This window comes from Bacillus sp. FJAT-44742, from assembly GCF_002797315.1.
Classification (GTDB): Bacteria; Bacillota; Bacilli; order Bacillales; family Marinococcaceae; genus Thalassorhabdus; species Thalassorhabdus alkalitolerans.
In genome coordinates, this window is sequence record NZ_KZ454936.1 from 786,179 (window position 1) to 813,062 (window position 26,884).

Annotated in this window: 29 protein-coding genes; 27 read left to right on the forward strand and 2 right to left on the reverse strand. The window is 41.7% G+C overall.

The genetic code is table 11. The annotated features are described in order from the left end of the window. Nucleotides 1–66 precede the first annotated feature (66 nt). Complete coding sequence (locus CEF17_RS04025) at nucleotides 67–462, reverse strand: SA1362 family protein (protein WP_100398385.1); 396 nt, start codon at nucleotides 460–462, stop codon at nucleotides 67–69. 490 nt (nucleotides 463–952) lie between these two features. On the opposite strand from CEF17_RS04025, the gene CEF17_RS04030 reads away from it, so the two are divergent. The 26 genes from CEF17_RS04030 to CEF17_RS04155 all read left to right on the forward strand — a co-directional run bounded on the left by CEF17_RS04030 (nucleotide 953) and on the right by CEF17_RS04155 (nucleotide 25,229). After that, nucleotides 953–1,441 (forward strand): YqhR family membrane protein, encoded by a 489-nt coding sequence (locus CEF17_RS04030; protein ID WP_100398386.1) that lies wholly within the window; start codon nucleotides 953–955, stop codon nucleotides 1,439–1,441. A gap of 230 nt (nucleotides 1,442–1,671) precedes the next feature. Continuing rightward, a complete protein-coding gene (locus tag CEF17_RS04035; RefSeq protein ID WP_100398387.1) occupies nucleotides 1,672–2,739 on the forward strand; it encodes a M24 family metallopeptidase in 1,068 nt (355 codons plus the stop codon). 59 nt (nucleotides 2,740–2,798) lie between these two features. Continuing rightward, a complete protein-coding gene (gene efp / locus CEF17_RS04040; protein WP_054636470.1) occupies nucleotides 2,799–3,356 on the forward strand; it encodes an elongation factor P in 558 nt (185 codons plus the stop codon). A 496-nt stretch (nucleotides 3,357–3,852) separates the two neighbouring features. Beyond that, a complete protein-coding gene (spoIIIAA, locus tag CEF17_RS04045; protein WP_100398388.1) occupies nucleotides 3,853–4,779 on the forward strand; it encodes a stage III sporulation protein AA in 927 nt (308 codons plus the stop codon). Next, a complete protein-coding gene (spoIIIAB, locus tag CEF17_RS04050) occupies nucleotides 4,776–5,288 on the forward strand; it encodes a stage III sporulation protein SpoIIIAB (protein ID WP_100398389.1) in 513 nt (170 codons plus the stop codon). Before spoIIIAA ends, spoIIIAB begins: the two co-directional genes overlap by 4 nt. Before the next feature lie 19 nt (nucleotides 5,289–5,307). Then, nucleotides 5,308–5,514: a stage III sporulation protein AC gene (gene spoIIIAC / locus CEF17_RS04055; protein WP_054636469.1), complete on the forward strand. Its 207-nt coding sequence runs from the start codon at nucleotides 5,308–5,310 to the stop codon at nucleotides 5,512–5,514. A gap of 16 nt (nucleotides 5,515–5,530) precedes the next feature. After that, the gene (spoIIIAD, locus tag CEF17_RS04060) at nucleotides 5,531–5,920 is read left to right on the forward strand and encodes a stage III sporulation protein AD (protein WP_100398390.1); all 390 of its coding nucleotides are present in this window, start codon (nucleotides 5,531–5,533) and stop codon (nucleotides 5,918–5,920) included. A 43-nt stretch (nucleotides 5,921–5,963) separates the two neighbouring features. Next, on the forward strand, nucleotides 5,964–7,124 hold the full coding sequence (gene spoIIIAE / locus CEF17_RS04065; RefSeq protein ID WP_100398391.1) for a stage III sporulation protein AE: 1,161 nt from the start codon (nucleotides 5,964–5,966) through the stop codon (nucleotides 7,122–7,124). A 13-nt stretch (nucleotides 7,125–7,137) separates the two neighbouring features. After that, a complete protein-coding gene (spoIIIAF, locus tag CEF17_RS04070) occupies nucleotides 7,138–7,761 on the forward strand; it encodes a stage III sporulation protein AF (protein WP_100398392.1) in 624 nt (207 codons plus the stop codon). 92 nt (nucleotides 7,762–7,853) lie between these two features. After that, nucleotides 7,854–8,417, forward strand: a complete 564-nt coding sequence (spoIIIAG, locus tag CEF17_RS04075) for a stage III sporulation protein AG (protein ID WP_232725411.1) — start codon at nucleotides 7,854–7,856, stop codon at nucleotides 8,415–8,417. Next, nucleotides 8,418–9,188, forward strand: coding sequence for a SpoIIIAH-like family protein (locus CEF17_RS04080; RefSeq protein WP_100398394.1), 771 nt, complete (start codon nucleotides 8,418–8,420; stop codon nucleotides 9,186–9,188). Between the two features lie 239 nt (nucleotides 9,189–9,427). After that, the gene (locus tag CEF17_RS04085; protein WP_100398395.1) at nucleotides 9,428–9,772 is read left to right on the forward strand and encodes a hypothetical protein; all 345 of its coding nucleotides are present in this window, start codon (nucleotides 9,428–9,430) and stop codon (nucleotides 9,770–9,772) included. Nucleotides 9,773–9,826: 54 nt separating this feature from the next. Continuing rightward, a complete protein-coding gene (locus CEF17_RS04090) occupies nucleotides 9,827–10,231 on the forward strand; it encodes an Asp23/Gls24 family envelope stress response protein (RefSeq protein WP_100398396.1) in 405 nt (134 codons plus the stop codon). Nucleotides 10,232–10,438: 207 nt separating this feature from the next. Next, complete coding sequence (nusB, locus tag CEF17_RS04095) at nucleotides 10,439–10,837, forward strand: transcription antitermination factor NusB (protein WP_100398397.1); 399 nt, start codon at nucleotides 10,439–10,441, stop codon at nucleotides 10,835–10,837. Between the two features lie 16 nt (nucleotides 10,838–10,853). After that, nucleotides 10,854–11,717, forward strand: a complete 864-nt coding sequence (folD, locus tag CEF17_RS04100) for a bifunctional methylenetetrahydrofolate dehydrogenase/methenyltetrahydrofolate cyclohydrolase FolD (protein WP_100398398.1) — start codon at nucleotides 10,854–10,856, stop codon at nucleotides 11,715–11,717. Further along, on the forward strand, nucleotides 11,717–13,114 hold the full coding sequence (xseA, locus tag CEF17_RS04105; RefSeq protein ID WP_100398399.1) for an exodeoxyribonuclease VII large subunit: 1,398 nt from the start codon (nucleotides 11,717–11,719) through the stop codon (nucleotides 13,112–13,114). Before folD ends, xseA begins: the two co-directional genes overlap by 1 nt. Further along, nucleotides 13,107–13,349: an exodeoxyribonuclease VII small subunit gene (gene xseB, locus CEF17_RS04110; protein ID WP_100398400.1), complete on the forward strand. Its 243-nt coding sequence runs from the start codon at nucleotides 13,107–13,109 to the stop codon at nucleotides 13,347–13,349. The genes xseA and xseB overlap by 8 nt, the downstream gene beginning before the upstream one ends. Next, nucleotides 13,346–14,236, forward strand: coding sequence for a polyprenyl synthetase family protein (locus CEF17_RS04115; protein WP_232725412.1), 891 nt, complete (start codon nucleotides 13,346–13,348; stop codon nucleotides 14,234–14,236). Before xseB ends, CEF17_RS04115 begins: the two co-directional genes overlap by 4 nt. Nucleotides 14,237–14,959: 723 nt before the next feature. Continuing rightward, a complete protein-coding gene (locus CEF17_RS04120; RefSeq protein WP_100398401.1) occupies nucleotides 14,960–15,580 on the forward strand; it encodes a hypothetical protein in 621 nt (206 codons plus the stop codon). 19 nt (nucleotides 15,581–15,599) lie between these two features. Continuing rightward, a complete protein-coding gene (gene dxs, locus CEF17_RS04125) occupies nucleotides 15,600–17,489 on the forward strand; it encodes a 1-deoxy-D-xylulose-5-phosphate synthase (protein WP_100398402.1) in 1,890 nt (629 codons plus the stop codon). 4 nt (nucleotides 17,490–17,493) lie between these two features. Beyond that, complete coding sequence (locus CEF17_RS04130) at nucleotides 17,494–18,306, forward strand: TlyA family RNA methyltransferase (RefSeq protein WP_100398403.1); 813 nt, start codon at nucleotides 17,494–17,496, stop codon at nucleotides 18,304–18,306. Between the two features lie 368 nt (nucleotides 18,307–18,674). After that, on the forward strand, nucleotides 18,675–19,124 hold the full coding sequence (gene ahrC / locus CEF17_RS04135) for a transcriptional regulator AhrC/ArgR (RefSeq protein WP_054636457.1): 450 nt from the start codon (nucleotides 18,675–18,677) through the stop codon (nucleotides 19,122–19,124). A 29-nt stretch (nucleotides 19,125–19,153) separates the two neighbouring features. Next, nucleotides 19,154–20,875 (forward strand): DNA repair protein RecN, encoded by a 1,722-nt coding sequence (gene recN / locus CEF17_RS04140; protein ID WP_100398404.1) that lies wholly within the window; start codon nucleotides 19,154–19,156, stop codon nucleotides 20,873–20,875. Between the two features lie 121 nt (nucleotides 20,876–20,996). Then, nucleotides 20,997–22,277: a SpoIVB peptidase gene (spoIVB, locus tag CEF17_RS04145; protein ID WP_100398405.1), complete on the forward strand. Its 1,281-nt coding sequence runs from the start codon at nucleotides 20,997–20,999 to the stop codon at nucleotides 22,275–22,277. A 297-nt stretch (nucleotides 22,278–22,574) separates the two neighbouring features. Beyond that, entirely contained in the window at nucleotides 22,575–23,360 is a 786-nt protein-coding gene (gene spo0A, locus CEF17_RS04150; protein ID WP_100398406.1) for a sporulation transcription factor Spo0A, read from the forward strand. A gap of 123 nt (nucleotides 23,361–23,483) precedes the next feature. Then, nucleotides 23,484–25,229 (forward strand): ATP-binding protein, encoded by a 1,746-nt coding sequence (locus tag CEF17_RS04155; RefSeq protein ID WP_100398407.1) that lies wholly within the window; start codon nucleotides 23,484–23,486, stop codon nucleotides 25,227–25,229. 230 nt (nucleotides 25,230–25,459) lie between these two features. Here the strand turns inward: CEF17_RS04155 and CEF17_RS04160 are convergent, their stop codons facing one another. Then, nucleotides 25,460–25,648, reverse strand: coding sequence for a hypothetical protein (locus CEF17_RS04160; RefSeq protein WP_054636454.1), 189 nt, complete (start codon nucleotides 25,646–25,648; stop codon nucleotides 25,460–25,462). Between the two features lie 113 nt (nucleotides 25,649–25,761). Between CEF17_RS04160 and steA the strand changes: the two genes are divergently transcribed. Continuing rightward, a complete protein-coding gene (steA, locus tag CEF17_RS04165; RefSeq protein ID WP_100398408.1) occupies nucleotides 25,762–26,883 on the forward strand; it encodes a putative cytokinetic ring protein SteA in 1,122 nt (373 codons plus the stop codon). The last annotated feature ends 1 nt before the right edge of the window (nucleotide 26,884 follow it).

The window sequence follows — 26,884 nt, forward strand, 5'->3', positions numbered from 1 at the left end:
ATCGCATTGGATATATAAACTATTTTGCAAAACCATAAACATAAGAAAAAAGAATCGGGCACTTTGTTAAAAGAGTGCCCGATTCTTTTTTCTGTTCTTTTTTCCCTCAATCACCTTTAAGTTATGGTCATTTCGCCGTTTGTTTACCGCACGGGCAGGTCGTTTTTTTTGTGATTGTTGTTTAATGGGTGTAGGGCGGTTATTAGGAGCCCCTTTGCCTTTTGCACCAGCTGCCGATTTACCTCCGTACGCGCTGGGTCGGGCTTGAGCTTGATATTGATTCATGCTCATCCGTTTAAGGATGACTCTGGTAAATAGGAAGTAGATACCCATTGCTACGGCTGCACCAACGAGGAGGTAGGTAAGTAAGCCTAAAGGATTAGTGATAAGTTGATAACCAAGACCCAGGGCAGCGAGACCAAAAATAACAATTAAGACAGGATGGGCAGTAAGTCTGGACACCTTTCATCACCTCCGGAAATATTAATACTGCTAGCGGTAATTTTTGGAAGTAAGAAACCTCTTGTATTTATATAATGGAGACTGTGTAAGGAAAATATTCACAAGTTATAAAGAACATCCAATATTTCTATGCTTATACTGATTCTTATATTTCAATTCCCGTTTTGTCTGAAAATTAAAAGAAAAACTTATGAAAAAATAGTGGGTTAAGGAAATAAATCAACATTAAGTACATATACAACTGGAAAAAAGTTTGAAGGGAAGTTCTTATAGTTTATATTCTACATCATTAATTCTGATTCCTCTATATTAATAAGCGGCATTACCTATGTTTCTATCGCTTTGATATAAAGGGAGCAAAATATAATGAACCTTACAAATTATCTTTCCCTATTCTCATGAAAATACACCATTAATTCCTTTTACATTCCTGCTCTTTTTAGAATGAAAGGATGAACTGTAAGCAATACTACAGGGAGAGGTGATAGAAATGGCAAATGCGCAGCAAACAAGAAACAAAGACACAGATGAGTCTCTATCTTACATGAGTAAAGTAGCTCTTATCGGGATTTGCGGTGGGATCATATGGAGCATCATAGGCTATATAGCCTTCTTTTTAAATTTCTCCCGTGTAGGCCCTGCGCTTGTTTTAATGCCATGGGCATTAGGGGATTGGAAAAATGGGTATCTTGGTCAATGGATTGGTATTCTCGTGATCGGATTACTCTCTATACTAAGTGCTTACCTTTATAAGGTGATCTTTCAAAAATGGGATTCTCTCATACCAGGCATGATATATGGTTTTGTGTTATGGCTTTTAGTTTTTTATATTTTAAACCCTCTGTTTCCTGGTCTAAAGCCGCTTCCCTTATTAGATTTTAATACGATAGCCACCAATATATGCCTGTACATTCTGTATGGAGTCTTTATCGGTTATTCAATCTCTTATGAATATACAACGATGAAGGAGAGCTCCTGACATCTATTCAAATAAGAAACCCTGTGATAGAATAAAGGGTGTTCACTGAGAGCTGGCAGGGCGGGAGTTCTGCCAACAAATCATACGTAGCGGATACCCTTAGCTTAATTAACGGCTTCCTAGTTCTATTTATTAATTCATAAGATTTGTTTCCTTATTATAACTGCAGCTACATCATATTCTTCACGGTCGGCTGGCATGGCGGCTATAGCAGAGGAGGACAATAATTAATGAAAAGATTGGAAAAGGTAAGAAAAGGCCTGCAGGCACAAGAAATCGATGGCTTGTTAGTAACGAGTGCTGTAAACAGACGTTATCTAACAGGATTTACAGGAACAGCCGGAGCAGTGTTGATTTCTGAAAAGGGCGCTGTCTTTATTACTGACTTCAGGTACACTGAACAGGCCCAGGCTCAAGTGAATGGGTATGATATAGTCGAGCATAAGGCTTCCATGCCTGAGATGATCGGAGAAAAGGCAAACGAATTAGGTATTAAAAAGCTGGGTTTCGAAAAACATCAAACTACATATCAAGAGTATGAGCTGTATAAAAGCAAAGTAAACAGCATGTTAGTCCCGGTTTCAGGTATCATAGAAGAACTTCGCTTAAATAAAAACGAAGAAGAGCTGAACATTTTAGCAGAAGCAGCTAACATTGCCGACGCTGCTTTTGATCATATTACTACTTACATAAGGCCTGGAGTTACAGAGATAGAGGTAAGCAACGAGTTAGAATTCTTTATGCGGAAAAAAGGTGCCGATTCCTCTTCTTTTGACATCATTGTTGCTTCAGGTGAAAGAAGTGCTCTGCCCCACGGTGTAGCAAGCGAAAAGAAAATTCAAAGTGGAGAGCTTGTTACATTAGACTTTGGTGCTTACTACAAAGGCTATTGTTCAGATATCACTAGAACAGTTGCTGTCGGTGAGCCTGATGAGCAGTTAAAGAAAATATATCAGACAGTCTATGAAGCCCAGCTGAAGGCAATGGAAGAGATCAGAGCGGGCATGACCGGTGTCGAAGCCGATTCTGTTGCACGTGAGCATATAAAGAAAAAAGGGTTTGGAGACAAATTTGGTCATGGGCTTGGCCATGGACTAGGGATGGAGGTTCACGAGGAGCCCAGACTATCTCCTAAAGGCAATAGGGAATTAACACCAGGCATGGTTGTCACAGTGGAGCCTGGTATATATGTGGCTGGTCTTGGGGGCACCCGCATTGAAGATGATATAGTAATCACGGAGAATGGAAACCGTTCTCTTACCCATTCCCCAAAAGAACTGATTATATTAGGAGAGTAACAAAGGTTTTGTATTATATTATGCAATACGCGAAAATTTAAACATGGAGGAATTCATAAATGATTTCAGTAAATGATTTTAAAACAGGGTTAACAATTGAAGTGGATAATGGAATATGGCAGGTTGTTGATTTTCAGCATGTTAAGCCTGGAAAAGGTGCTGCTTTCGTTCGTTCTAAGCTGCGTAACCTTCGCACAGGAGCGATACAGGAGAAGACGTTCAGAGCTGGTGAGAAAGTAGAAAAAGCCCACATTGAAAAAAGACGGATGCAATATTTATACGCAAGCGGGAACGTACATACCTTCATGGATAATGAAACCTTTGATCAGCTTGAATTAGATGGAAAGCAAATTGAATATGAACTTAACTTTCTTAAAGAAAATATGGAAGTTCAAATCATGACTTACGGAAGTGAAACTCTCGGTGTTGAGGTGCCGAATACAGTAGAATTGGAAGTTACCGAAACTGAACCTGGAATTAAAGGGGACACTGCTTCCGGAGGTTCGAAGCCGGCTACCCTTGAAACAGGATTAACCGTGCAAGTCCCGTTTTTCGTTAATGAAGGGGAAAGGTTAATTATTGATACTCGTAAGGGAGAGTACGTATCCCGGGCGTAATAGTAAGGTTATAAGAGGGGGACAAAAAGCTTGGTGCACCCTTTTTTAAAGGAGGTGTGACCTGAAATAACCTCTTTAAATGATTTACCCTGTTAAAACTCCACCCTCTATAAGAGATAAGTATAGTAAGAAAGAATGACCTCTGGCTGCGAGCCGGAGGTTTTTTTGCGTCAAGAACGAGGAAGCTTTTATCCCCCTTAGTTCTAAACTTCCGGCTGGTGAATAAGGTTGTACAAACAAGTATCAATGGGAGGATGCATGAAGTAATGCTATGATCCTGCTCATGGAAAAGTGCAAAAAAATGGAGCAAATACTTATCTTAAACGTGATTCCCTCAGTTGCAAGGTCAGTCGTTTCACTCCTAACCATGAGCATTGGACTTGTTTCTATCTCTGATCGTTTATCCTTTCGTCAGCTTGTATGGTTCTTGGAGGCATTTGTCTTATGATCTATGGATTTAATAAGGGATAAAGCTTGAAAAAAGGGGGACACTGCCTTGCCTGTATTTTCGATACTTCCCCAGCACCTTCAATCAATCGTCCAATCTTTCCTTGACACAAAAAACGACCTTGAAGAAATCCGGCTACGGGTGGGGATGCCCGTTGAAATGCTATTTCGTGCAGGACCGCTGTTTCTTACAAAACAAACTGGAGAAGCAGTTGAATTTACGAGAGAGGATGCTCGTTACGTATTAAATCAACTAAGCCATTATTCAATCTATGCATTTGAAGAAGAACTGCGTCAAGGGTTTATCACATTAGAAGGTGGACACCGTGTCGGGGTGGGAGGAAAGGTCCTCGTAGAAAACGGAAAAGTAAGGACGATAACCGGAGTAAGCTTTTTCAACGTTCGAATAGCTTCGGCAAAACAGGGAGTGGCTCGTCCATACGTAAAGCACCTATATGACAGGCGTTGGCTTACCACCTTAATTATCGGGCCGCCACAAGCGGGTAAAACCACTTTTTTGCGTGATCTAGCTAGAATAGCAAGCTCTGGGGATCCAGAGGAAAATATACCTTCTTCCAAAGTGGGGATTATTGATGAAAGGTCAGAAATTGCTGCCTGCCGGTCAGGCATTCCACGTCATGAAGTAGGAGTAAGGACAGACGTTCTTGACAGCTGCCCGAAAGCAGAGGGGATGATGATGATGATTCGTTCTATGAGTCCTGAAGTTCTTGTAGTGGATGAAATTGGTCGAAAGGAAGACGCAGAAGCGATTTTTGAAGCGATTCATGCCGGGGTTACTGTGTTCGCAACCGCCCATGGGAGAAGCAAAGAAGAGGTACTGAAGAGACCGATGATTACACAGCTTGTCAGTGAGGGAATATTCGAATGCATTTTGGAAATCAGTTCTGAAGGCACGGGCGGTCGGAAAGGAAAAGTTAGTTACTTAACTGACCAGTTTCGGGTGAAAGAACGATGAAGTGGCTTGGGGCAATATTGATTCTTTCTGCTTGTACCTGGGCAGGTTTCGCTTTTGCCCGCCGTTTAAGTGACAGGCCCCGCCAGCTTCGAATGCTCGTTTCAGCTCTTCAGTCATTCGAGGCTGAAATGATGTATGGGCTGACTCCACTGATGGAAGCGAGCTTGAAATTAAGCAGGCAAATTCCAAAGCCCATATCTTATATGTTTGCTCAATTTGCCTATTATTTACAAAAGGGAGAAGAGAGCGCAGAAAAGGCCTGGGATGCTTGTTTAGCAGATACGTGGCCTCTTACCGCTCTTCAGCAAAATGAACTTGAAGTAATGAAACAATTTGGCGCGACGCTTGGACAGCATGACCGGATTCAACAGCAAAAGCAGATAAGACTGGCCCTTTCTCACCTTGCAAGAGAGGAGCAGGATGCAAAGGAAAGTCAAAAACGGTTTGAAAGCATGGCAAAATCTCTTGGGTTTTTAACAGGTATGCTTGTCATCGTGCTCATGATCTAAACGTAAAGGGGGGTGAGTAATGGGCTATGATGTTAACACGATTTTTCAAATTGCTGGTATAGGTATTATTGTCGCAATGATTCATACTGTTTTAAAACAAATGGGGAAAGAAGACTGGGCCCATTGGGTAACATTGATAGGATTTGTCGTGGTTTTATATATGGTCGCAACGATAGTGGACGACCTCTTTCAAAAAATAAGAAGCGTGTTTCTGTTTCAAGGATGAAAGGAGGCGATGAATTATCGAAATCGTCCAAATCGTCGGTTTCGGACTCATCGCCACATTTCTTGCTCTTGTGGTGAAAGAGCAGAAACCGGTCTTTGCTTTTTTACTGACATTGTTCGTAGGTGCCGTCATTTTTCTTTTTTTGCTTGAACATATTCGTACAGCCATCCAGTTAATTGAAAATTTAGCCGGTCAGGCAAGTATTAATATGATTTACCTCCATACGATTTTAAAAATTATCGGGATTGCTTATATTGCTGAATTTGGATCACAGATTGCAAAGGATGCTGGACAGGGAGCGATGGCATCAAAAATAGAGCTTGCAGGAAAAGTGCTGATTGTAGTAATGGCGATTCCTATCTTTAACGTGCTAGTGGAAACAGTGTTGTCCCTCATACCAGGGTGAAAAGAGGTGATGGGCTATTAAAAAAGGACAAGCCGCGGCAGCTATATGTTTGTTTATCCTTGCCTTCCTCTGGGCAGCACAGCCAGTATTGGCGGAAGAAGAACCTGGATTAGAACAGAGTGAGATAGCTGAGTATCAACTGGATAAATTAGGACTCGAGGATATACATCAGTTTTGGGAGGAGATTTCGCAGGACTATGGAGCGTTTTTGCCGGAAAGTCAAAAAGGATCCTTGCTTGAGTTTGTAAAAGGAGAAAAAACATTTTCGCCCAAAGAATGGGGCTATGCTTTTCTAAATTTTTTATTTCACGAACTTATTGCAAACGGAAAGCTCCTCGGAACTTTAATTCTTCTTTCTATTTTCAGCACGATGTTAAGAGCCCTGCAAAACGCTTTTGAACATGATGCGGTCAGCCGCGTCGCCTATAGTATTACATTTATCGTTCTTATAGTGATAGCACTTAACAGCTTCTATGTCGCGATGATCTATGTGCAGGAATCCGTCTCAAACATGGTTCATTTTATGATTGCGCTTTTTCCTTTGCTTATGGCCCTCCTTGCATCTATGGGAGCCGTTACTACCGTTGCCTTATTTCATCCGCTGATCATGTTTCTTGTAAATACGAGCGGACTGATGATTCAGTATTTTGTTCTCCCCCTTCTTTTCTTTTCAGCACTGTTAAGCATCGTAAGTTCTCTAAGTGAGTACATCCAGGTAACGAAGCTGGCTACTCTTCTTCGCTCCATTGCGCTATGGGCCCTCGGGGTATTTCTTACAATATTTTTAGGAGTGATCTCTGTTCAGGGAGCGACTGCCGCAGTGACAGATGGAGTAGCTGTAAAAACGGCAAAGTTCATTGCGGGTAACTTTGTCCCAGTTGTGGGACGAGTATTTACAGATGCAGCGGATACAGTGATGGGGGCCTCTTTACTATTAAAAAATACAGTAGGTATGGCAGGAGTGGCGGTGTTGTTTATGATATGTGCTTTTCCGGCCATTAAAGTTCTCTCTATTGCTCTTATTTTTCATGCAGCAGCTGCTGTCTTGCAGCCTTTAGGTGCTGGTGAACTGCTGGAGGCATTATCCACTCTTGGACGTACGGTTTTATATATGTTTGCAGCGCTGGCAATTGTAGGATTGATGTTTTTCTTAGCTATAACGATGGTAGTTGCGTCTGGCAACTTATCACTTATGGTCAGGTAAGGAGGGAGCAATTATGGAGTATTTGACCGACTGGGTTACAACATTGATTGTTTTTATCCTGGTAGCTGTTCTAATAGAGATGCTGATGCCTTCCTCAAAATTTCAACGGTATATCCGGCTTTGTCTGTCCCTTACATTAATGGTAATTATTCTCCAGCCTTTATTCGATTTATTTCAACGAGACATTCATTCTTTTCTTCCTGAATATTACGAAGAAGAGATTGTCTCAGCTGAATGGATGGAAGAAAAAATGATTCAAAAGAAAACAGAAATACAAGCCGGACAAGATGCATATATTTCAGAACAGATGGCTGAACAAATGGAACTGCAAGTAGCAGAGGAAGTAGAGAAGAAGTGGAATATGGAATTGACCAGAGTGGAGGTGGAATTTTTGGAAGACGTTAATGCAGACACTATTGATCCTAGTCAGGCTTTTTTTGTACATGTCACATTAAATGAAAAAAAGCAGGAGGGAGCCGTAGAAGCCATCGCCCCAATTCATATACAAACAGAGCCCGAGAATGAACAATCATCCCCTCCATCGAGCCTTCGTGAAATTGAAAGGTTCTTAGCCTCTAACTGGGAGGTTGAGGAACAAAACCTCTCCATTGAAATGGAAGGGGGGCGGTTCCCATAACAGAAAATAAGAATGAAAGCTTAAAAGAAAGCTTTAAAAAATGGCTGCGTAAGAATGAAACAAAAGACAAGAAAAAAATCTCCATAGTGTATGTGGCAGGAGTTCTGATAGTTGGTGTTTCCCTTATGTTTTTAGGCACGGCAGGAAACGAAAAAGAGGATGCCTCTCAGCCTGCTTATAGTGAAAGTCAGCCTGCAGAGGAGGCATTTAAAGGTGAAGATAAAAAAGAACCGGGAAGCATTTCTAAGTATGAGGAACTTTACGAAAACCAGCTTCGCGAGTCTCTTGAAGCCATCACGGGGGTTTCTGATGTAACAATAATGGTCAACCTTGACGCGACAGAGAACAAGGTTATTGAAAAGAATAGAACCATTCGCCAGCAGATTACCGATGAAACTGATCGCGAGGGCGGAAAGCGAAAGGTTGAGGATGGAAGCAGTGAGGAGCAGGTGGTTATTATCCGTCAGGGAGATCAAGAAGAGCCATTAATCGTGAAAACAGAAAAGCCTGAAGTGCGAGGAGTCCTGGTAGTGGCGCAAGGAGTGGAAAATATGAAGGTTAAGGAATGGGTGGTAGAGGCTGTGACAAGAGTACTTGATGTGCCTCCACACCGTGTTTCTGTCCTTCCCAAGAAAATGAAGGAGGAAGATGAGTAGATGGTGCTGAAAAAACAAACCGTTTGGCTGGTAACGATGGTAAGTTTAATAGTGGTACTTGGAGTTTATTATATGACTGCACCTCCGGCAGTGGAACAGGCCTCTCAAGAAGAAGAGGTTCCAGGTACAGAACTGACCGATGAGGAATGGGTGGAATGGCTTGAGGACGGACAAGTTGACATTTTAATTGACGAACAGGAGCCGGGTGAAGAAGTGCCGGCGGCAGAAGAGGAAACACCAGGGAAAGAAGAAGGCGGAGAAGAAGCTGAGGAAGGGCAAGAGGAAGGGCAAGAGGAAGGGCAAGAGGAAGGGCAAGAGGAAGGTCAAGAGGAAGGGCAAAAGGAAGAGGAAGCCCCAGCTCCAGCTGAAATGCAGGAAACAGAAGCGGAAGAAGCTTCTACTATTGCTGCCCCTGCAGCAGCCGAAGGTATGTTCAGCGCGCTTAGGCTAGAAAGAGAAGAAACAAGAAGCCGCTTAAGAGAGGACTATACGAATACTATAGCTTCAGAAGACATGTCAGCTGCTGAAAAAAATGATGCACATGAAAAGAAGGAAAATCTTCAAAAAACAGCACAGCAAGAAAGTATGCTTGAAACATTAATTCAGTCTCAAGGGTACGAAGACGCATTAGTCATTACAGAAGAGGACCAGGTAAAGATTATTGTCCAGGCTGAAAAATTAACTGAACAAGAAGTTGTAGAAATAAATAAGCTGGCAGCTGAACACTTAGGAAAGAAAGACATAGCTGTTGGTTATCATGTAGCACCTTAAAGCAAATGATTTTTCATTTGCTTTTTTATTTTTAGGTTCGCAGGTTTTTTTAAGCTTTATCTATATTCTTCTTTCGTTTGGTAAATGATAAGCTAGATGAAGAAAATCATGGGAAAGTTACCGTATTTATCACAGGAATATGAGATCGTAATGAAAAATAAAGGCACTCATGGTATAATCAACAAGTATCTAAAGCATTTTTCGTATGCTGGAATGCACGGAATAAGGAGTTGTCATACATGGAATGGAATGATCTGACAGAAGGGGCCAAGGCGGTCCTGGAACAAACAAGAAATTTAAAAAACGACCAAATTCAAATTGTTGAATTTGAGGTTGGCTATGAGCAGAGATTCGGAGATGAAGAAAGCGGCTATACGGTATCCATTCAGGAGGAGGATTACCAAAACCTCAAGAAGTTTACACAGCACAATGAATACGGTGAACGATATCATATGGCTCGCAACAAAAATATCGTAAAGATTATCCTTCTGGAAAATGGCAAGATACCGGATAATCTTTCTGAGTTTCCTGTTTTTCGTCAATACAAAAATGATTATGTCCCTAAAGAAGAGAATGAAAAATGAGAAATTAACGAGGAATAGTCATAGATATGAATAGTTAACTCGGAGGTGGAGTAAATGAACGAAAACCAAGTATTAGATATTGAAGAACAAAAAAATGAATTGGGACGTATTGAGATATCTCCTGAAGTGATTGAAGTGATAGCGGGAATTGCCACTTCTGAGGTGGAAGGGGTAGCAACTCTTCGAGGGAATTTTGCTTCAGGCGTAGGGGAATTTCTAGGAAGAAAAAACCACGGAAAAGGCGTGAAGGTGGAACTTAGTGAAGATGGGGTTACCATTGAGATTTCCATTGTTATTCTTTATGGATCCTCAGTCATTGAAACCGCTAAACAGGTACAGACAAATATTCAGCAGACGCTTCAAACAATGACATCGATTGATCTTGAAGCAATTAATGTCCATGTGGTAGGTATTCAGTTTGAAAACATGGAAGAAGCAGAAAGAGAAGAAATAGAATAAAAGACCATGCTTGGGGTAGTCCTCAAGCATCTTTTATTTTTTATTACTAAAAGTAATAGAAACCCCCAATAATAGTTGTAAGTTACCAATAAAGAGGAAAGACTGTTTGTATCGTTTAATGTTATCAAGAGCACGAGGATCATACTGTTTTAAGCAATTTATATATGCTATGATCAGTGATAGATTGAAACAAAGGAGAAAAAGACCATGAATCGGAGACTAGCGAGACTAAGGGCAGTACAGGCTCTATACCAGGTGGATCTGACAGACGCTGGATGGAAAGAAGCGATAGAAAACACCCTGGATGAAGGCGAAGAGGCAGATGCCTTTTTAACAGAAACGGTCAAAGGGACACTTGACCACAAAGACGAGATCGACTCCCATCTAAAAAACCATTTGCAAAACTGGACGTTAGACAGGGTCGGTAATGTAGACCGTGCTATTATGCGTGAGTCTGTGTATGAAATGCTGTTCGTGGAAGAAATTCCTCTTCATGTAAGTGTGAATGAAGCCATCGAACTGGCTAAATCATTTGGGGGCCAGGAGGCCGGAAAGTTTGTCAACGGAGTATTATCAAAAGTACTGGAAGACTGTAAAAGATTGTAAAAGGGGAGGGTTTCATATGACAGCCAAAGTTATCAGCGGGAAGGAAGTCGCTGCGCAAATTAGAGAAGAACTCAAAGGAGAAGTAAATGAAGTAAAGGAACAAGGCATTACTCCAGGTTTAGCTGTCCTTTTAGTAGGTGATGATCCAGCATCTCACTCCTATGTACGTGGGAAGGAAAAAGCATGTAATGAGACGGGTATTCTTTCCAGTGTTACAAGGCTCACAAGCGAAGTGTCGGAAAGGGAACTTCTTCAAAGAATCGAGGATTTGAATAACGATCCGACTATTCATGGGATCCTTGTTCAGCTTCCTCTCCCTGATCACATATCAGAGACAAAAGTGATTGAAACCATCTCACCAGAAAAAGATGTAGATGGCTTCCACCCGGTAAACATTGGACGAATGATGACCGGCCAGAAAGCCTTTCTTCCATGTACGCCCCATGGAATTATCAAAATGATTCAATCCCAGGGAATATCTTTATCCGGGAAACATGCTGTCATTGTAGGAAGAAGCAATATTGTCGGGAAGCCGGTAGGGCAGCTTTTACTTAATGAAAATGCGACAGTTACATATTGCCATTCCAAAACGGCAAATATGCAAGAGATCACTACGCAGGGGGACATATTGATTGTAGCAGTTGGAAGAGCCGGATTTATTGGGAAAGATTACATAAAAGAAGATGCAGTAGTGATTGATGTCGGTGTAAACAGAAAAGAAGACGGAAAATTATACGGAGACGTCTTATTTGAGGAAGCAGCTGAAAAGGCTTCTTACATTACTCCGGTTCCTGGCGGTGTTGGACCAATGACGATTACAATGCTTCTATATAATACAGTAGAATCAGCTAAACGGACGCTAGAAGGAGCATCTTCCTAATGAACGGGCTCGAAAGCCGGTGGATTTCCGTATCACAGTTAACCAGGCAGATAAAAGCTGCACTGGAAATGGATGACGGCCTGCAGCATGTTTGGCTGCGGGGGGAAATATCAAATTTTAAGAAGCATTCCCGGGGTCACATGTATTTCACCTTAAAGGATGATAAATCAAGAATATCTGCCGTTATGTTTGCGGGTAATAACAGACAGTTATCTTTTGAGCCAGAAAACGGGATGAAGGTACTGATTAAAGGGCAGGTTTCTGTTTATGAACCCTTCGGCCAATACCAGCTGTACGTGAGGGAAATGGAGCCAGACGGTATTGGGCAGTTATACTTAAGATTTGAACAATTAAAGAAACAGCTTGAAACAGAAGGTCTCTTTAGACCAGAGATAAAAAAACAGCTGCCTAAAATGCCCAGAGAAATCGGCGTTATCACTTCACCTACCGGAGCGGCGATCAGAGATATCCTAACTACTTTAAAAAGGCGCTTCCCCCTCGCTCGTGTCACCCTTTTTCCTGTGCTTGTTCAAGGCAGGGACGCAGCACCTAGTATAGCAAACGCGATAAAACAAGCGGATGAAACGTCAATGTTTGATGTCTTAATCGTAGGACGCGGCGGAGGATCAATTGAAGACCTGTGGGCGTTTAATGAAGAGATTGTCGCTAGAGCTCTGTTTGAACTCAGCGTGCCGGTTGTTTCTGCAGTTGGTCATGAAACTGACTTTACCATTGCCGACTTTGTAGCAGATGTCAGAGCAGCTACCCCTACTGCGGCGGCAGAACTGATTGTTCCAGACATCGTGGAAGTGGAAGGACGCTTAAGGAGGGCTAGTGACCGTCTTATTAAAGCAGCCGGAGGAAGAGTCGCTTCTGAAAGAGAAAGACTTGAGCGATTAAAGAAATCCTATGCGTTTAAATATCCGGAGCAGCTGCTCCGACAAAAGGAACAAGAACTAGACAGGCTGATAGAACGACTTTCTAAAGGATCTACAAGATCGCTGCATAAATCTGCTGAACAAGCTGACAGACTGTATGCACGCCTTCTTAGGTCCCACCCTTCTCAACTGGCTGAAAGAAGCCGTACACGCCTGGAGCAAGGGGATGCAGCCCTTAAGAAAGAGATCTTTAGAATCTTGACCAAAAAGCAGGAAGAACTCCAAAACAATATCTCTAAGCTTAACTTATTAAATCCACTTCAAGTAATGAACAGAGGATATAATGTGACGTATGATGAGAATCAAAAGCTCGTGCAGCGAGTGGAAGATGTTGAAGCTGGAGACCGGGTATCGATACAGGTGAAAAACGGCAGCATCAACTGCCAGGTTGAAAGTACTGGTCCTTCATTGGTGAAAACAGAAAGTGTGCAAAGTAAAGGAGGAGAAGCTGATGGCTGAAGAGCAGGACAGACAGATAACGTTTGAAAAGGCAATGGAAGAGCTGGAGGGCATTGTAGAAAAACTTGAAGAGGGCGACGTGCCATTGGAAAAGGCTATTGAGATGTATCAAGAAGGCATGAATTTGTCCAAGGTTTGCCATGACAAGCTTGTAAGAGTTGAAAAACAAATGGATCAAATGATGAGCGAGGATGGGAAAATAGAACTTTTAAAAGTTAAGGAGGAAGAAGAGTGACCGAAGAATCATTGCAAGCTTTTATTCAGAAATACAAAGACATCATTGATAAGCGCCTGCCAGAGCTTATTGATTCATTAGAGACACCTCCTAACTTAAAAGACTCTATGATTTATTCCTTGAACGCCGGCGGCAAAAGGATAAGGCCTCTTCTTATGCTTGCTGTGTTAAAAGCTTATGACTCGTTGTTTGACGATGCTTATGATATTGCATGCGCTGCTGAAATGGTGCATACATATTCTCTTATCCATGATGACCTTCCTGCTATGGATGATGATGATGTTCGCAGAGGAAAGCCGACCAATCACAAAGTATTTGGAGAGGCCATAGCGATCCTTGCAGGAGATGCACTATTTACAAGAAGCATTGAAATAATGGCTTCTGAAACAAACAGCCTCTCTCCAGAGGTGAAAGTTCGTTTACTATCAGAATTCGTAAAAGCATCGGGTCCTGAAGGTATGGTGGGAGGCCAGGCTGCTGATTTAAACGGAGAAGGAAAGAGCTTGTCCCTGGAGGAGTTGGAGTACATCCATCATCATAAAACAGGGGACTTGCTTACTTATTCCATCGTAGCTGGAGCAATTATGGCAAATGCCCCTGAGCAGGACATCGCAAAGCTTCGAAGCTTTGCAAAAGCTTTGGGACTGGTCTTTCAAATTAAAGATGATATCCTTGACGTCGAGGGAGATGCTTCCTTAATTGGGAAGCCGGTCGGCAGCGATGATGATAAAGACAAGAGTACTTATCCCAGCCTCTTAACATTAGAGGGAGCAAAGAAGAAACTTGCCTATCATGCTCAAGAAGCAAAGGAAACCTTGTCGAAAGTAAGCGGCAATATGGCACTGTTAAATGAGCTTACTGATTACATTGTCGAACGTGACCATTAGAGGTTGAAATTAGTAGTTAACCCAAAGTGTTAATATTGCTGATCTTGAATTCTCTATGATATAATAAGCTTACAATACCGAGTGGTGCAGTATTCTAGTCGGTTCTCCATTCTCGAGGGCGGGCCTAAAAATCCGCTGAAGGGCACATCGATGAAGTTCCTGGTTTTGGCTCGAGGCGCCCAGCCCTGGGTCAAAGCTGGGAGTTAAGGCGGTGGGGGCGATCCACAATGGCATGTGGGCGTTGACCCTCCCGCCGCGGAGGCCCTGATCTTTCCTTGCCGGCGACGTACGGCAAGAGAGAGACAGGGTAAGACCTGCACGACAAGCCTAAGGGATCTTGTCTGCAGCGTAGCCTGCCTTGAGTGGAGCAGCGGGGAAGATGATTTCTGGAGAATGAGCCGTCGGCCAACGGCAATTCTTATCCATCTGAAACCTGCTCTGCAAAAGAGGCTAAGAGAATGGCAAGGGACCGCTGAGGAAAACTCCTAGACTGTTCCTCGTTTGGACATTTAAAGGGGATTACGGTGTGCGCTAAGTGGTAATCCAGTCTAGCGTCCGGTGACGGCGCTAAGCCAGCTTTAAAGGGAAACCGCCAGGGCGGCGACGCTCTGGCAGCCGGCTGGGAAATCCTACTGGACCTATGCCACAATGTTTACTCTTTAAATGACCACTCGACTTACATATGAGTGGACGGAATGAAAAACAAGGTGTCGATGATAATAGATGAGGAATTCTTGGAAGAAATCAATAAATTTCAGCTTAACAATTGCCGTTATCACCTTGGTGTTAGCGGCTATTTTTTCAATTATATCAACATGGATCCTGGCTGGGGTTGGCTGGGCCATAGGGATGCTTATTGTTTTTATTATTGTGTTTATGGGGGTGTTCTTCGACACAATCGGGGTCGCTGCTACCGCTGCTGACGAAACACCCTTTCATTCCATGTCTGCCAAGAAGCTCCCTGGGGCAAGGCATGCGATGTTGATTACAAGAAACGCTGACAGGTTTGCCAGCTTTTGTAATGATGTAATTGGTGATATTTCCGGGATAATAAGTGGAACCGCTTCCGCGTTTGTTGTCCTTCAATTAGCGTTATCTTTTGGACATGGAGAAGGAAGCCTAGTACAATTTGTCGTATCGGTTGTATTTACCAGTGTGATAGCAGCATTAACAGTCGGGGGTAAATCCATCGGGAAAACGTTAGCTATTCACTTTTCCACACCGATCATTTACCATGTCGGTAGAATTTTGTATGTTTTAGAAGTAAAATTAAAAATAAAGGTGTTTCCTGACAACGGAAAACGAAAAAGCAAGAAAAAAACGAAAAGTAAAAATCACCAGTGAGAAAGTGAGGGCACTTTAGATGGATTTGGAAACGATAAAGGACCCCGGGTTTCTTCAAAGCTGTTCCCGTGAAGAAATGGAAAAGCTGGCAGAGGATATCCGCCATTTTTTAATCCAGCGATTATCAGTTACAGGAGGACATCTGGGTCCCAATCTAGGTGTTGTGGAGCTGACATTAATTCTTCATAGCTTGTATGAAAGCCCTAAGGATAAAATTATCTGGGATGTGGGACACCAGGCCTACGTGCATAAAATAGTAACAGGACGTGCCGGCCAATTTGACCAGCTCCGCAAGTACCAGGGGTTGTGCGGATTTCCCAAACGAAGTGAAAGCGACCACGATGTATGGGAAACCGGCCACAGCTCAACATCTCTTTCTGCTGCGATGGGGATGGCACTTGCTCGCGACTTAAAAAAGACGGATGAAAGTGTTGTGGCGGTAATCGGGGATGGAGCTTTAACAGGCGGTATGGCCCTTGAGGCTCTTAACCATATTGGCCATGAGCAAACGGATCTGACGATTATTTTAAATGATAATGAAATGTCGATCGCCCCCAATGTCGGAGCCCTTCACAGCATGCTGGGCAGAATGAGGACTGCCGGGAAATATCAGAAGGCCAAGGAAGAACTTGAGTATCTAATCAAAAAAATTCCTGCTTTTGGTGGAAGACTGGCAACAACCGCTGAACGTGTGAAAGACAGTCTCAAGTATCTGCTTGTTTCCGGCATGTTTTTTGAGGAAATGGGCTTTACGTACCTGGGCCCGGTAGATGGCCATGACTATGACGACTTGATTGAAAACATCAACTATGCTAAGAAAACAAAAGGCCCGATGCTTGTTCATGTTATTACCAAAAAAGGAAAAGGGTATGCCCCTGCAGAGAATGATGCAAAAGGGACATGGCATGGGCTTGGGCCATATAAGATCGAATCTGGTGAAGTTGTAAAAAAACCAGGACCTCCCAGCTACAGCGGTGTCTTTAGTAATACCTTGCGCAGAATTGCCCGGGACGATCAAAGGGTGGTGGGTATTACTGCAGCTATGCCTGGAGGAACGAAACTTGATCAATTTGCAGCTGAATTCCCTGACCGAATGTTTGATGTGGGAATTGCAGAGCAACACGCAACAACTATGGCTGGCGGACTTGCAACCCAAGGGATGAAGCCTGTGTTTGCGGTGTATTCCACATTCTTGCAACGGGGCTATGATCAGCTGGTTCATGACGTATGCCGTCAGAATTTAAATGTTATCTTTGCAATTGACAGAGCAGGCCTGGTAGGAGCTGATGGAGAAACCCACCAGGGTGTATTTGATATTGCTTATTTGCGCCACCTGCCGAATATGAAAATATTAATGCCTAAAGACGAAAATGAGCTTCAGCATATGATTTTTACAGCAGTACAGCATGATGATGGGCCAGTAGCAGTCCGTTATCCTAGAGGAAACGGTTATGGGATTAAGATGGATAAAGAGTTAAAAGAACTTACGATTGGAAAGTGGGAAGTTCTGCGTGACGGTGGTGAATTAACCATCCTCACTTTTGGTACGATGATTCCAGTAGCCATGGAAGCAGCCGAATCACTTGAAAGCCAAGGGGTATCTGTCCGAGTGGTAAATGCAACCTCTGCCAAGCCTCTTGATGAATCGCTTCTCGAGGAATTAAAGGATGAAGGAAAACCTATACTGACTTTGGAGGAAGCTGCTCTTCAAGGGAGCTTCGGAAGCGCAGTGCTCGAATATTATCATGACCATGACAGCCATGGAATGATCATTGAGAGGATGGGAATTCCTGATCGTTATATTGAGCATGGAAGCGTGCCTGAATTGTACGAAGAAATCGGGCTGACACCGGCGAGAGTCAGGGATAAGGTACTAACAATGGTTCCAAGAAAGAGACAAAGGGCGTAAAAGTATGAAAAAAGAGAGATTAGATGTTTTATTAGTGGAGCAGGGCTTTTTCGAATCCCGGGAAAGAGCCAAGCGTTCCATTATGGCCGGGCTTGTTTACGTAAATGACGAACGGGTGGACAAACCAGGCATGAAAGTGGATGTACAAGCTCCCCTTCGAGTTAAAGGGGAGCTTCTCCCTTATGTAAGCAGAGGAGGCTTAAAGCTGGAGAAGGCTTTGAGTTCATTTAATCTTGATGTAAAAGATAAAGTGATGCTGGATATTGGTTCATCTACAGGAGGCTTTACAGATTGTGCTCTTCAAAACGGAGCCAAGCTTGTGTATGCTTTGGATGTAGGCTATAATCAGCTGGCCTGGAAGCTGAGAAACGACGAGCGTGTTGTCGTTATGGAAAGAACTAATTTCCGTTACGTTACAAAGGAAGATTTTTCACAAGGAGCTCCTGATTTTGCAACGGCAGACGTGTCATTTATTTCCCTTCGTCTTATTCTGCCGGTTTTAAAGCAGATACTCCAGCCGGAAAGCAATGTATGTGTGTTAATTAAACCCCAATTTGAAGCGGGCCGGGATGAAGTTGGGAAAAAGGGGATTGTGAGGGAGCCATCCATTCACAAGAAGGTGATTCAAGACATTGTTGAGTTTGCTGAAGGGATCGGTTATCATCCTTCTGGCCTTGATTACTCACCAGTTAAAGGAGGAGAAGGGAACATTGAGTTTTTACTTCATCTTCTTTGGGATCAAGGGGCTGCCGCAAGCCGGGAGATAAATGAGGAGAAAATTGAACAAATCGTTTATAATGCACATCACCATATATAGAACGTGAAAGGTCTCCAAAGACTGCATAGTTCATTGCGAAGAGGAGACCGGTTCTTTTACATAGCAAGAGATGGCGTAAGGGTGTCACCAAAAACAGACTTTTGGGACACCCTTTTTTCGTTAGGAAGCTGAATAAACTAATGGGTTTTTATTCAAAAAAAGTGTAGGTGAAAATGAAGACAAGTCATAAATACTTAAATTCACAAGGGTTTCTCATTATTAATTTATAAATACGTTTGTATGAATATTGAAAATCAGTTATGATATTTGTAGAAATTTGTTTTATACAACAGAAAACAAAACATGCCAGCTCTGTCTATCTTTTTTAGGTGCCAGAGAATGTTTACTGTGTTTTTAGGAGGAGCAAAATGACTAAAGGACAACGTCATATAAAGATACGAGAAATTATTACGAATAATGAAATTGAAACGCAGGATGAATTAGTTGACCGCTTGAAGAATGCGGGCTTTAATGTTACTCAGGCAACCGTTTCAAGAGATATCAAAGAACTTCATCTTGTAAAAGTGCCAACAGCAGATGGAAGGTACAAATACAGCCTGCCTGCTGATCAGCGCTTTAACCCGCTCCAGAAACTGAGAAGAGCTCTGGTTGACTCTTTTGTGAGCATTGACCATGCTGAAAACATGATTGTCATGAAAACTCTCCCGGGTAACGCAGATGCGATTGGAATACTGATTGATAATTTAGATTGGCCTGAAGTTATGGGAACAATCTGCGGGGACGATACGATTCTCCTTATTTGCCGTGAGAAAGAACAAACTTCACACATTTCTGACCGATTTCTTGATATGCTGTAATTACATTTTCATGGCAGGAAGGTGTTTTCATGCTTGCAGAACTTTCAATTACAAACTTTGCTATCATAGAACAATTATCAGTGTCCTTTGAAAGCGGATTAACTGTGCTTACTGGAGAGACTGGTGCCGGGAAATCCATTATCATTGACGCCATTGGTTTATTAATTGGCGGACGCGGCTCTGTTGAATATGTAAGACATGGAGCAAAACGGGCAGAAATTGAAGGGTTGTTTCATATAGACGCTGGACAAATTGCAAAAGAAAAGGTCGAATCGGCCGGCATTGATATCGAAGAAGGGATGATTGTTCTTCGAAGAGAAATTACGAAGCAGGGCAAGAGCATCTGTCGGATAAACGGCAAGCTTGTCACTCTGGCAATTCTCCGTGAGGTTGGCCAAAGTCTCGTTGATATACAAGGACAGCATGATAACCAGGAACTAATGCAAGCTGAAAAACATGCGGGTATGCTGGATCGATTTGCAGGAAAAAAACTCCAGGAGGCCCTTCGGGAATATCAAACCATTTATACTACTTTTCGAAGTGTTGAAAAAAAGGTCAAGCAGCTCAGAGAAAACGATCAGGAGGTTGCTCATCGTCTGGATTTTATTGAATATCAGCTAAAAGAAATAGAAGAAGCCCAGCTACAGCCAGGAGAAGACGAAGAGCTTGAAAAGGAAAAGTATAAATTGGCTAATAGTGAAAAGCTTTTCCGATCTTTAAAAGAAGCATATGAAAGTCTGCATGGGGAGGGCAGGGGACTGGACTGGGCGGGACTTGCCATGAATCATGGAGAAGAAGCTGCCTCGATTGACCCTGACTTGCAAAGCTTATCAGAGATGATAAACAACTGTTACTTTATGCTCGAAGAAGCATCCTATTCACTACGTGATCATGTTGATTCGCTGGAATTTGACCCGGATCGGTTAAATGTTATAGAAGGAAGACTGGATGAAATTCAGCAATTAAAACGGAAATATGGAAGCAGCGTTACGGAAATTTTGGAATATGCTTCACGTATTGAGGAAGAAAAAGATTCTCTTGAAAATAAAGATGAAAGAATTCAGCAATATGAGAAGCAGCTTGAAGATCTATCACTTGACTTGCTTGCTGAAGCTGAAACATTAACCGACCTTCGTAAGCAGGCGGCAGAAAAGCTTGCTTATGATGTGAAACAAGAACTTAAAGCTTTATATATGGAAAAGGCAGAACTGTTTGTGGAAATTGGAACTCCGCAAAAAGGAGAAAGGTATACGGTTAACGCCAAGGAAGTCATATTTACGGAGCAAGGGACGGACCGTGTTGAATTTATGTTATCACCAAATGCAGGTGAACCTCTAAAACCTTTGGCTAAAGTAGCCTCAGGAGGGGAGATCTCTCGTATCATGCTCGCTATGAAAACAATTTTGTCTGGATTTCAACATATGACTTCCCTTATCTTTGATGAAGTGGATACAGGGGTAAGCGGAAGAGTAGCTCAGGCAATTGCAGAAAAAATTCACCATGTTTCCATTGATTCTCAAGTTCTGTGTATTACTCATCTACCACAGGTAGCCGCCATGGCTGATACTCATTTGTACATTAAAAAAGGAGAAGCAGAAGGGAGAGTCACTACTTCAGTTGCTCCATTGGCAGAAGAGGAGAAAGTGGATGAGATTGCCAGAATGATCTCAGGTGTTGAAGTAACAGAGCTCACAAAGGATCATGCTAAAGAATTAGTGACGATGGCCGGGAAAATGAAACCCAAAGTATGAAAAGCTGACCAAATTAGGTCAGCTTTTTTAGTTGTTGGTACTTATATTTGTTCTTCTCCAAGGCAACATTATAAGTAAGAAAGAGAGGTGCGAGGTGGGGCGAGGAGTGTGAAAACATTACATGAATTTTCAAATAACCCGAAGAATTATTGGGATACTGCTTTTGATTTTGCTAATAGGCGTAGGAGTAAATGAATCTGTTCAAAAGTATATCCAGCTCCCTGACAGTTTATTTATATATGAGAAAGAATTTTCTGAAGCAGGCGGTCCGGTCCAGGCAGCTTTAAAACAACTGGATTTAGAAGGTTTATCACTAGAAGTCGCAGAAGATGAATTGACAACTGCAGGTGAAAGTATCCCACTTACAATCACAGCAGCTTCCTTTCCAGTAAAGAAAGTGGATGTCAGAGTGATCCCTGATATTGAAGTGGTTCCAGGAGGTCAATCCATTGGGGTGAAATTAAATTCCGAGGGAGTGATGGTTGTTGGCCACCACCAAATTCCTACGGAAAAAGGCAAAATTTCTCCTGGGAAAGAGGCAGGCATTGAAGTCGGAGATGTTATTAAAAAAATTAACGATAAAACAGTCCAGCATATGGGAGAAGTAGCTGACGCTGTTCAGAAAGCAGCGGATGATAAACAAGAAATTTTCCTGACGATTAAAAGAGGCCAGGAAACAATTGAAAAGAAAATGAAGGTAGTAAAAGATGAGGAAGGCGAAGGATATCGTATGGGGTTATACGTACGAGATTCAGCAGCAGGAGTAGGAACCATGACCTTTTACGAACCCGAATCAGGGAAATATGGTGCCTTAGGTCATGTTATTTCTGATACGGACACAAAAAAGCCAATTGTTGTTCATGATGGAGAAATTGTTCGATCATCAGTCACTTCCATCGAAAAAGGAGCCAATGGCGATCCAGGCGAAAAATTAGCACGAATGACAGAAGATCGCAAAATATTAGGGAATATTAACAAAAACAGTTCATTCGGTATTTTTGGAGTGTTAAATAATGACCACCAATTAAAAAATAATGTCATGGATGAATCTTTGCCTGTAGCTTTTGCAGAAGAAATCAAAGAAGGTCCAGCAGAAATTCTTACGGTGGTGGAAGGGGAAAAGGTGGAAAAGTTTGGTATTGAAGTCGTGAAATCTTTTCCGCAATCACATCCTGCCACAAAAGGAATGGTCATTAAAGTTACAGACCCAAAACTGCTTGAGAAAACGGGCGGAATTGTTCAAGGGATGAGCGGAAGCCCAATCATACAAAATGGAAAAATCATTGGCGCTGTCACGCATGTTTTTGTAAATGATGCAACGTCAGGATATGCATGTCATATTGAATGGATGCTTGAAGAAGCAGGTGTTGAGACACACATTGAAAAACGAAAGGCAAGTTAACGACTATGCCTTTCGTTATTTACATAATAATTGTTGTTTGTAGTCTTTTCCATTTTTGAAAATTGTGATAAGCTCAAACTAAGAAAGGATTGTGACACGGTTTAAACTTAGCGTGTTTCTTTTTTTAGTCAATATCCAATATTTTTCGACAAATCACAGATTGTAGTCTTTTGTCAAGTTCTAATGATACATGAGAAGTAATTGGGTCTTTGAGAGGAATATTTGGTTGTAGAACAGGACTCTCACTGAATGCGTCGAAATGATACCTTGGGAATAACTTAACGAGGGGGAACAGGTGTGGAAAATATTAAAGTGTGTGTGGCTGACGATAATCGTGAATTAGTTAATTTGCTTAATGAATACATTAGCTCTCAAGAGGACATGGAAGTCACTGGTTACGCTTTTAATGGACAAGAATGTTTATCTGTTGTGGAAGAAAAGGAGCCGGACGTTCTCGTTTTGGACATCATCATGCCTCACTTGGACGGCCTTGCTGTTTTGGAAAAAATCAATAATGGGGCGGTCACAAAGCGCCCGAAAATTATCATGCTCACCGCTTTTGGTCAGGAAGATGTAACAAAGAAAGCTGTTAACCTGGGTGCTTCATACTATGTACTGAAACCTTTTGATATGGAAACGTTAATTGGAAATATAAGAGAAGTCAGTGGAAGCCAGTCAGCGGTTCTCCAGTCCCCAATGCCTTCCCGTGCTAAGAAAGAGCCTGAGCCTATTAACCTGAACCAGAGCATAACCAATATTATTCATGAGATTGGTGTTCCTGCCCACATAAAAGGCTACATGTACCTGCGCGAAGCGATATCTATGGTTTATAATGACATTGAGTTATTAGGATCGATCACCAAGGTCCTATATCCGGATATCGCCAAGAAATTTAATACAACATCAAGCCGTGTAGAGCGCGCCATCCGCCATGCGATTGAAGTTGCCTGGAGCCGTGGAAACATAGACTCTATTTCTAAAATGTTTGGCTATACCGTTAACATTTCAAAAGCTAAGCCGACAAATAGTGAATTTATCGCAATGGTTGCGGACAAGCTCCGTCTTGAACATAAAGTAAGCTGACCAACGTTATCACTGAAGGTATGACTTTTTAATTTAGATGGACAGCCACAGATGGTACCTCTCCCAATAAGCGTTAATTGGCTTATTGGGTTTTTTACTTTCAAGGCAAGGGGGGAGTTGTAAGTGAAAATAGGAGAAAGGGCGTTTTCCCTCAACGATCTTACAAATAGTGAAGAAGTTAAAAAGGGAGCCCATATACTATATAGTTTCAATGAAGAAAGTAAATACATTGAAAATGCTTTTGCTTTTATTAAAGAAGGTCTGGACAAAAACGACCATGTTGTATTCATTGATGAAGACAAACTATTCAATAAACTTGTCAATAAGCTTTTGCAAAATGGCTACTCATCTCAGGAAATAAATAATATTTTCTTCATTAATAACACATATCATTATATGCCTAACAATTTATTTAATGCAGAAAGTAATTCAGCAAAGCTCGAAGACGTAGTGGACAAGTTAGTGGAAAAAGACAAAGTGATTCGCTTATGGGGTCATGTGATATGGCCGGAGGATAAAGCCGTTTTGCACCAGCTGAGAGTGTATGAATGTCAGTGTGACAAAAGAATTTTTGGAGAACGTCTGATTGTAGTTTGTGCCTATAACGGCCTTACAACATCCGCTTACATTCAAAGTGAAATGATGAGAACACACGAGTATTTAATGATGGATGATCGAGTTTCTTTTTCGCCTTTTTATGAAAAAAAGCATGTGGAAAGTTTAACCTATACAGAGCAACAGAGATTAATAAAGATTGAGATGGAAAATAAAATATTAAAAAGCCGAAATAAAGAGCTGGCGGTACAAAAGAAGTTGATTCATGAACAAAAGAAAACCGTAGAAGAAAGAGAAAAGATCTACCGAACTCTTTTAAACGAAATCCCTACGACAATGGTTATTACAATAGATAATACAATTGTTTATGCAAACAAACAGGCTTTCATTAATTTCAAAATGAATAACGGCCATTCTTTTCAGGGAAGGTGTTTTCTCGACTTTGCGCCGCCGGAAGCCCGGTCAAAACTAGAGGATCATACAAAAAAGGTAAATGAAAATCGTTTAATAAGAAAAATAGAAATGGAGTTAATGCTGGAAAATGAAGATATCACTCCTTTTGAAATTAAAAGCATTCCGATTTGGTTTCAAGGAGATCAGGCGAAACTTCATGTTTTAGTTGATTTAACACAGCAAAAAATAAATGAAAGGTTAATGGTACGTTCGGAAAAGCTGACGATTGCAGGCCAGCTGGCTGCTGGAATCGCACATGAGATTAGAAACCCTTTAACAGCAATTAAAGGTTTTTTTCAATTGCTAAGACACCATGAGGCAGAAGAGGCCTACTATAAAATAATCGAAGATGAACTGACTAAAATTGAACAAATATCAGGAGAACTTCTGATTCTGGCCAAGCCTCACTCTGATGCTCTGAAAAAACATAATATCACGACCATCATTGACAGTATTATTAAACTGCTTCAACCGCAAGCTTCATTAATTGGTGTAGAAATTCTATCTGAGTTCGAAGAGGAAGAGATGCATATTATATGTGAGGAGTCAAAAATTAAACAAGTTTTTATTAACCTCATAAAAAATTCTATGGAAACAATGGATAAAGGCAGGATCACCATTAAAGCGGCCAAACATTTATCACAGACGATCATACAAGTTGTAGATGAAGGAAAAGGGATGAGTCCTGCCATTGTAGAAAAAATAGGAACGCCATTCTTTACTACAAAAGAAAAGGGAACTGGCTTAGGACTTTTCATTTGTCATAAAATTGTAGAAGAGCATCATGGAACCATTAAAGTAGACAGTGCCGAAGGGATAGGTACGACCTTTACTATCACTTTGCCCTTATGTAAAACATAAAATTGGCATCTTAAAAAACAAGCCCTCGAAAGGAGGGCTTGTTTTTTGTTACTTATGGGAATCCCATAAATTGAAGATCCTAAAGCATGGTTTTCCTAAGAAATCGTTACATCGAAGACATTGTGAACGCGAAATGTAGTGAAGGGTGAATGGATGTCTCAATTGTACCTTTAGGTGTAATGAAAATGAGTAACAAAATGTAACAAAGCCTTTTGTATTAAACCTTCTCTCTACTCTTCAGGAAGGCTGGAGAGGTAGGATTGGAATAAGTGGCTGACTATTCCGCTTCCTCCATCCACAGCAGGTCTCATTTGTTCAATGCGGTTTAAACGAGGATTAAATTGAATGACGTAATGGCGGCCATTATAATTTGCTTGATAGACGTCATATCCATGTCTGGATTCAATAAAGCGAAACATGCTGATTCCTCCTTCCTAGTTACCTATACTATCTCTCTTACTTTCATCTGTTATTCGAGGAGGGTATTATTTTTTCTTGGTGGGCATACTACCAGGAAAAGGGAGGGATGTTTATGATACATCCAAAAATTGAAGGCAAGGCCAGGTATCATGCCAAAACTAAACATTTAATCCCCCAATTAAAACCCGGCGATATTGCTTTTTTATCTCACCAGGATATTGACCCTCTTGCTGCTGAAAGTTTAGCTGAACGGAAAATACAAGCAGTAGTGAATGTTGAGCCTTCCATGAGTGGTAAATTTCAACATGATGGAGTAAGAGTTTTGTTAAATAGAAACATTCCCGTGTTTGATATTGAATGGAAAAGAAAGGATGTCGAAGACTTTTTTCCAATTAAGATAGAAAATAATCAATGCTTGATCTTTGGTGACGGCCAATGGAACTTTGAAGGGGAAGCTCGTTATTATGACCAGGAGCGATTGGCACAATTGAAACGGAAAGCTTTGTGCCGGCATGAAAATGAATTCCGGCGCTTCGCAAAAAACTCTTTGTACCATGCTGATAAAGATCTCTCTCCTATGCTTGATTCTTTGTTCGATTGGAAGAGTCAAGGTGAAATAAGGGGGAGAGAAGTTCTTTTAGTGATAAGGGGAACTGATTACGAAAAAGACCTCCAGGCTATTAAAAGATGGGTGAAGAAAAAAAAGCTATATAAAATAGCTGTTGATGGAGCAGCTGATGGAATGCTCAAACATAGTCTTCGTCCTGACTTATTAATAGGAGACATGGATTCTGTGAGTGAACAAGCTTGTAGAAATGTATCTCGAATATTGGTGCATTGCAGGGTAAACGGGGAGTCACCTGGAAAGAAAAGACTCGATGAAATGAAAGTTGCTTATGAAAGTCTTCCTTTTATCGGTATGAGTGAAGATGCCGCGATCGCATGGGCTTGCAAAGAAGAAGCAGCCAGGTTATATATCGTAGGCGGACATCGAGGGATGGAAGAATACCTTTGCAAAGGAAGAAAAGGAATGGGGTCCTCACTTTTACTAAGAATGTGGGCTGGCTGTCAAGTTACAGACTTGAAAGGTATACATTACTTAAAAGAAAGTCCTTTACCGGCTTTCAATATTGAAAAAATTGTTAATCATATAAGGCCGCTTGTTCACCAGGCTAAGAGGAGAATAAAGTGGAAAGCAGATGGGGACATGCTCCAAGAAGAAAAAGGTGGGTGAA

Bases quoted from the DNA above. Each gene is read 5' to 3' on its own strand.
- spoIVB (WP_100398405.1), top strand. From the start codon at position 20,997: ATGAATTTTCAAATAACCCGAAGAATTATTGGGATACTGCTTTTGATT.
- steA (WP_100398408.1), top strand. From the start codon at position 25,762: ATGATACATCCAAAAATTGAAGGCAAGGCCAGGTATCATGCCAAAACT.
- CEF17_RS04130 (WP_100398403.1), top strand. From the start codon at position 17,494: ATGAAAAAAGAGAGATTAGATGTTTTATTAGTGGAGCAGGGCTTTTTC.
- CEF17_RS04085 (WP_100398395.1), top strand. From the start codon at position 9,428: ATGGAATGGAATGATCTGACAGAAGGGGCCAAGGCGGTCCTGGAACAA.
- CEF17_RS04090 (WP_100398396.1), top strand. From the start codon at position 9,827: ATGAACGAAAACCAAGTATTAGATATTGAAGAACAAAAAAATGAATTG.
- efp (WP_054636470.1), top strand. From the start codon at position 2,799: ATGATTTCAGTAAATGATTTTAAAACAGGGTTAACAATTGAAGTGGAT.
- spoIIIAB (WP_100398389.1), top strand. From the start codon at position 4,776: ATGAAGTGGCTTGGGGCAATATTGATTCTTTCTGCTTGTACCTGGGCA.
- folD (WP_100398398.1), top strand. From the start codon at position 10,854: ATGACAGCCAAAGTTATCAGCGGGAAGGAAGTCGCTGCGCAAATTAGA.
- spoIIIAC (WP_054636469.1), top strand. From the start codon at position 5,308: ATGGGCTATGATGTTAACACGATTTTTCAAATTGCTGGTATAGGTATT.
- CEF17_RS04160 (WP_054636454.1), bottom strand. From the start codon at position 25,648: ATGTTTCGCTTTATTGAATCCAGACATGGATATGACGTCTATCAAGCA.
- CEF17_RS04120 (WP_100398401.1), top strand. From the start codon at position 14,960: ATGAGGAATTCTTGGAAGAAATCAATAAATTTCAGCTTAACAATTGCC.
- ahrC (WP_054636457.1), top strand. From the start codon at position 18,675: ATGACTAAAGGACAACGTCATATAAAGATACGAGAAATTATTACGAAT.
- dxs (WP_100398402.1), top strand. From the start codon at position 15,600: ATGGATTTGGAAACGATAAAGGACCCCGGGTTTCTTCAAAGCTGTTCC.
- nusB (WP_100398397.1), top strand. From the start codon at position 10,439: ATGAATCGGAGACTAGCGAGACTAAGGGCAGTACAGGCTCTATACCAG.
- CEF17_RS04030 (WP_100398386.1), top strand. From the start codon at position 953: ATGGCAAATGCGCAGCAAACAAGAAACAAAGACACAGATGAGTCTCTA.
- xseA (WP_100398399.1), top strand. From the start codon at position 11,717: ATGAACGGGCTCGAAAGCCGGTGGATTTCCGTATCACAGTTAACCAGG.
- recN (WP_100398404.1), top strand. From the start codon at position 19,154: ATGCTTGCAGAACTTTCAATTACAAACTTTGCTATCATAGAACAATTA.
- CEF17_RS04035 (WP_100398387.1), top strand. From the start codon at position 1,672: ATGAAAAGATTGGAAAAGGTAAGAAAAGGCCTGCAGGCACAAGAAATC.
- spoIIIAF (WP_100398392.1), top strand. From the start codon at position 7,138: ATGGAGTATTTGACCGACTGGGTTACAACATTGATTGTTTTTATCCTG.
- CEF17_RS04080 (WP_100398394.1), top strand. From the start codon at position 8,418: ATGGTGCTGAAAAAACAAACCGTTTGGCTGGTAACGATGGTAAGTTTA.
- xseB (WP_100398400.1), top strand. From the start codon at position 13,107: ATGGCTGAAGAGCAGGACAGACAGATAACGTTTGAAAAGGCAATGGAA.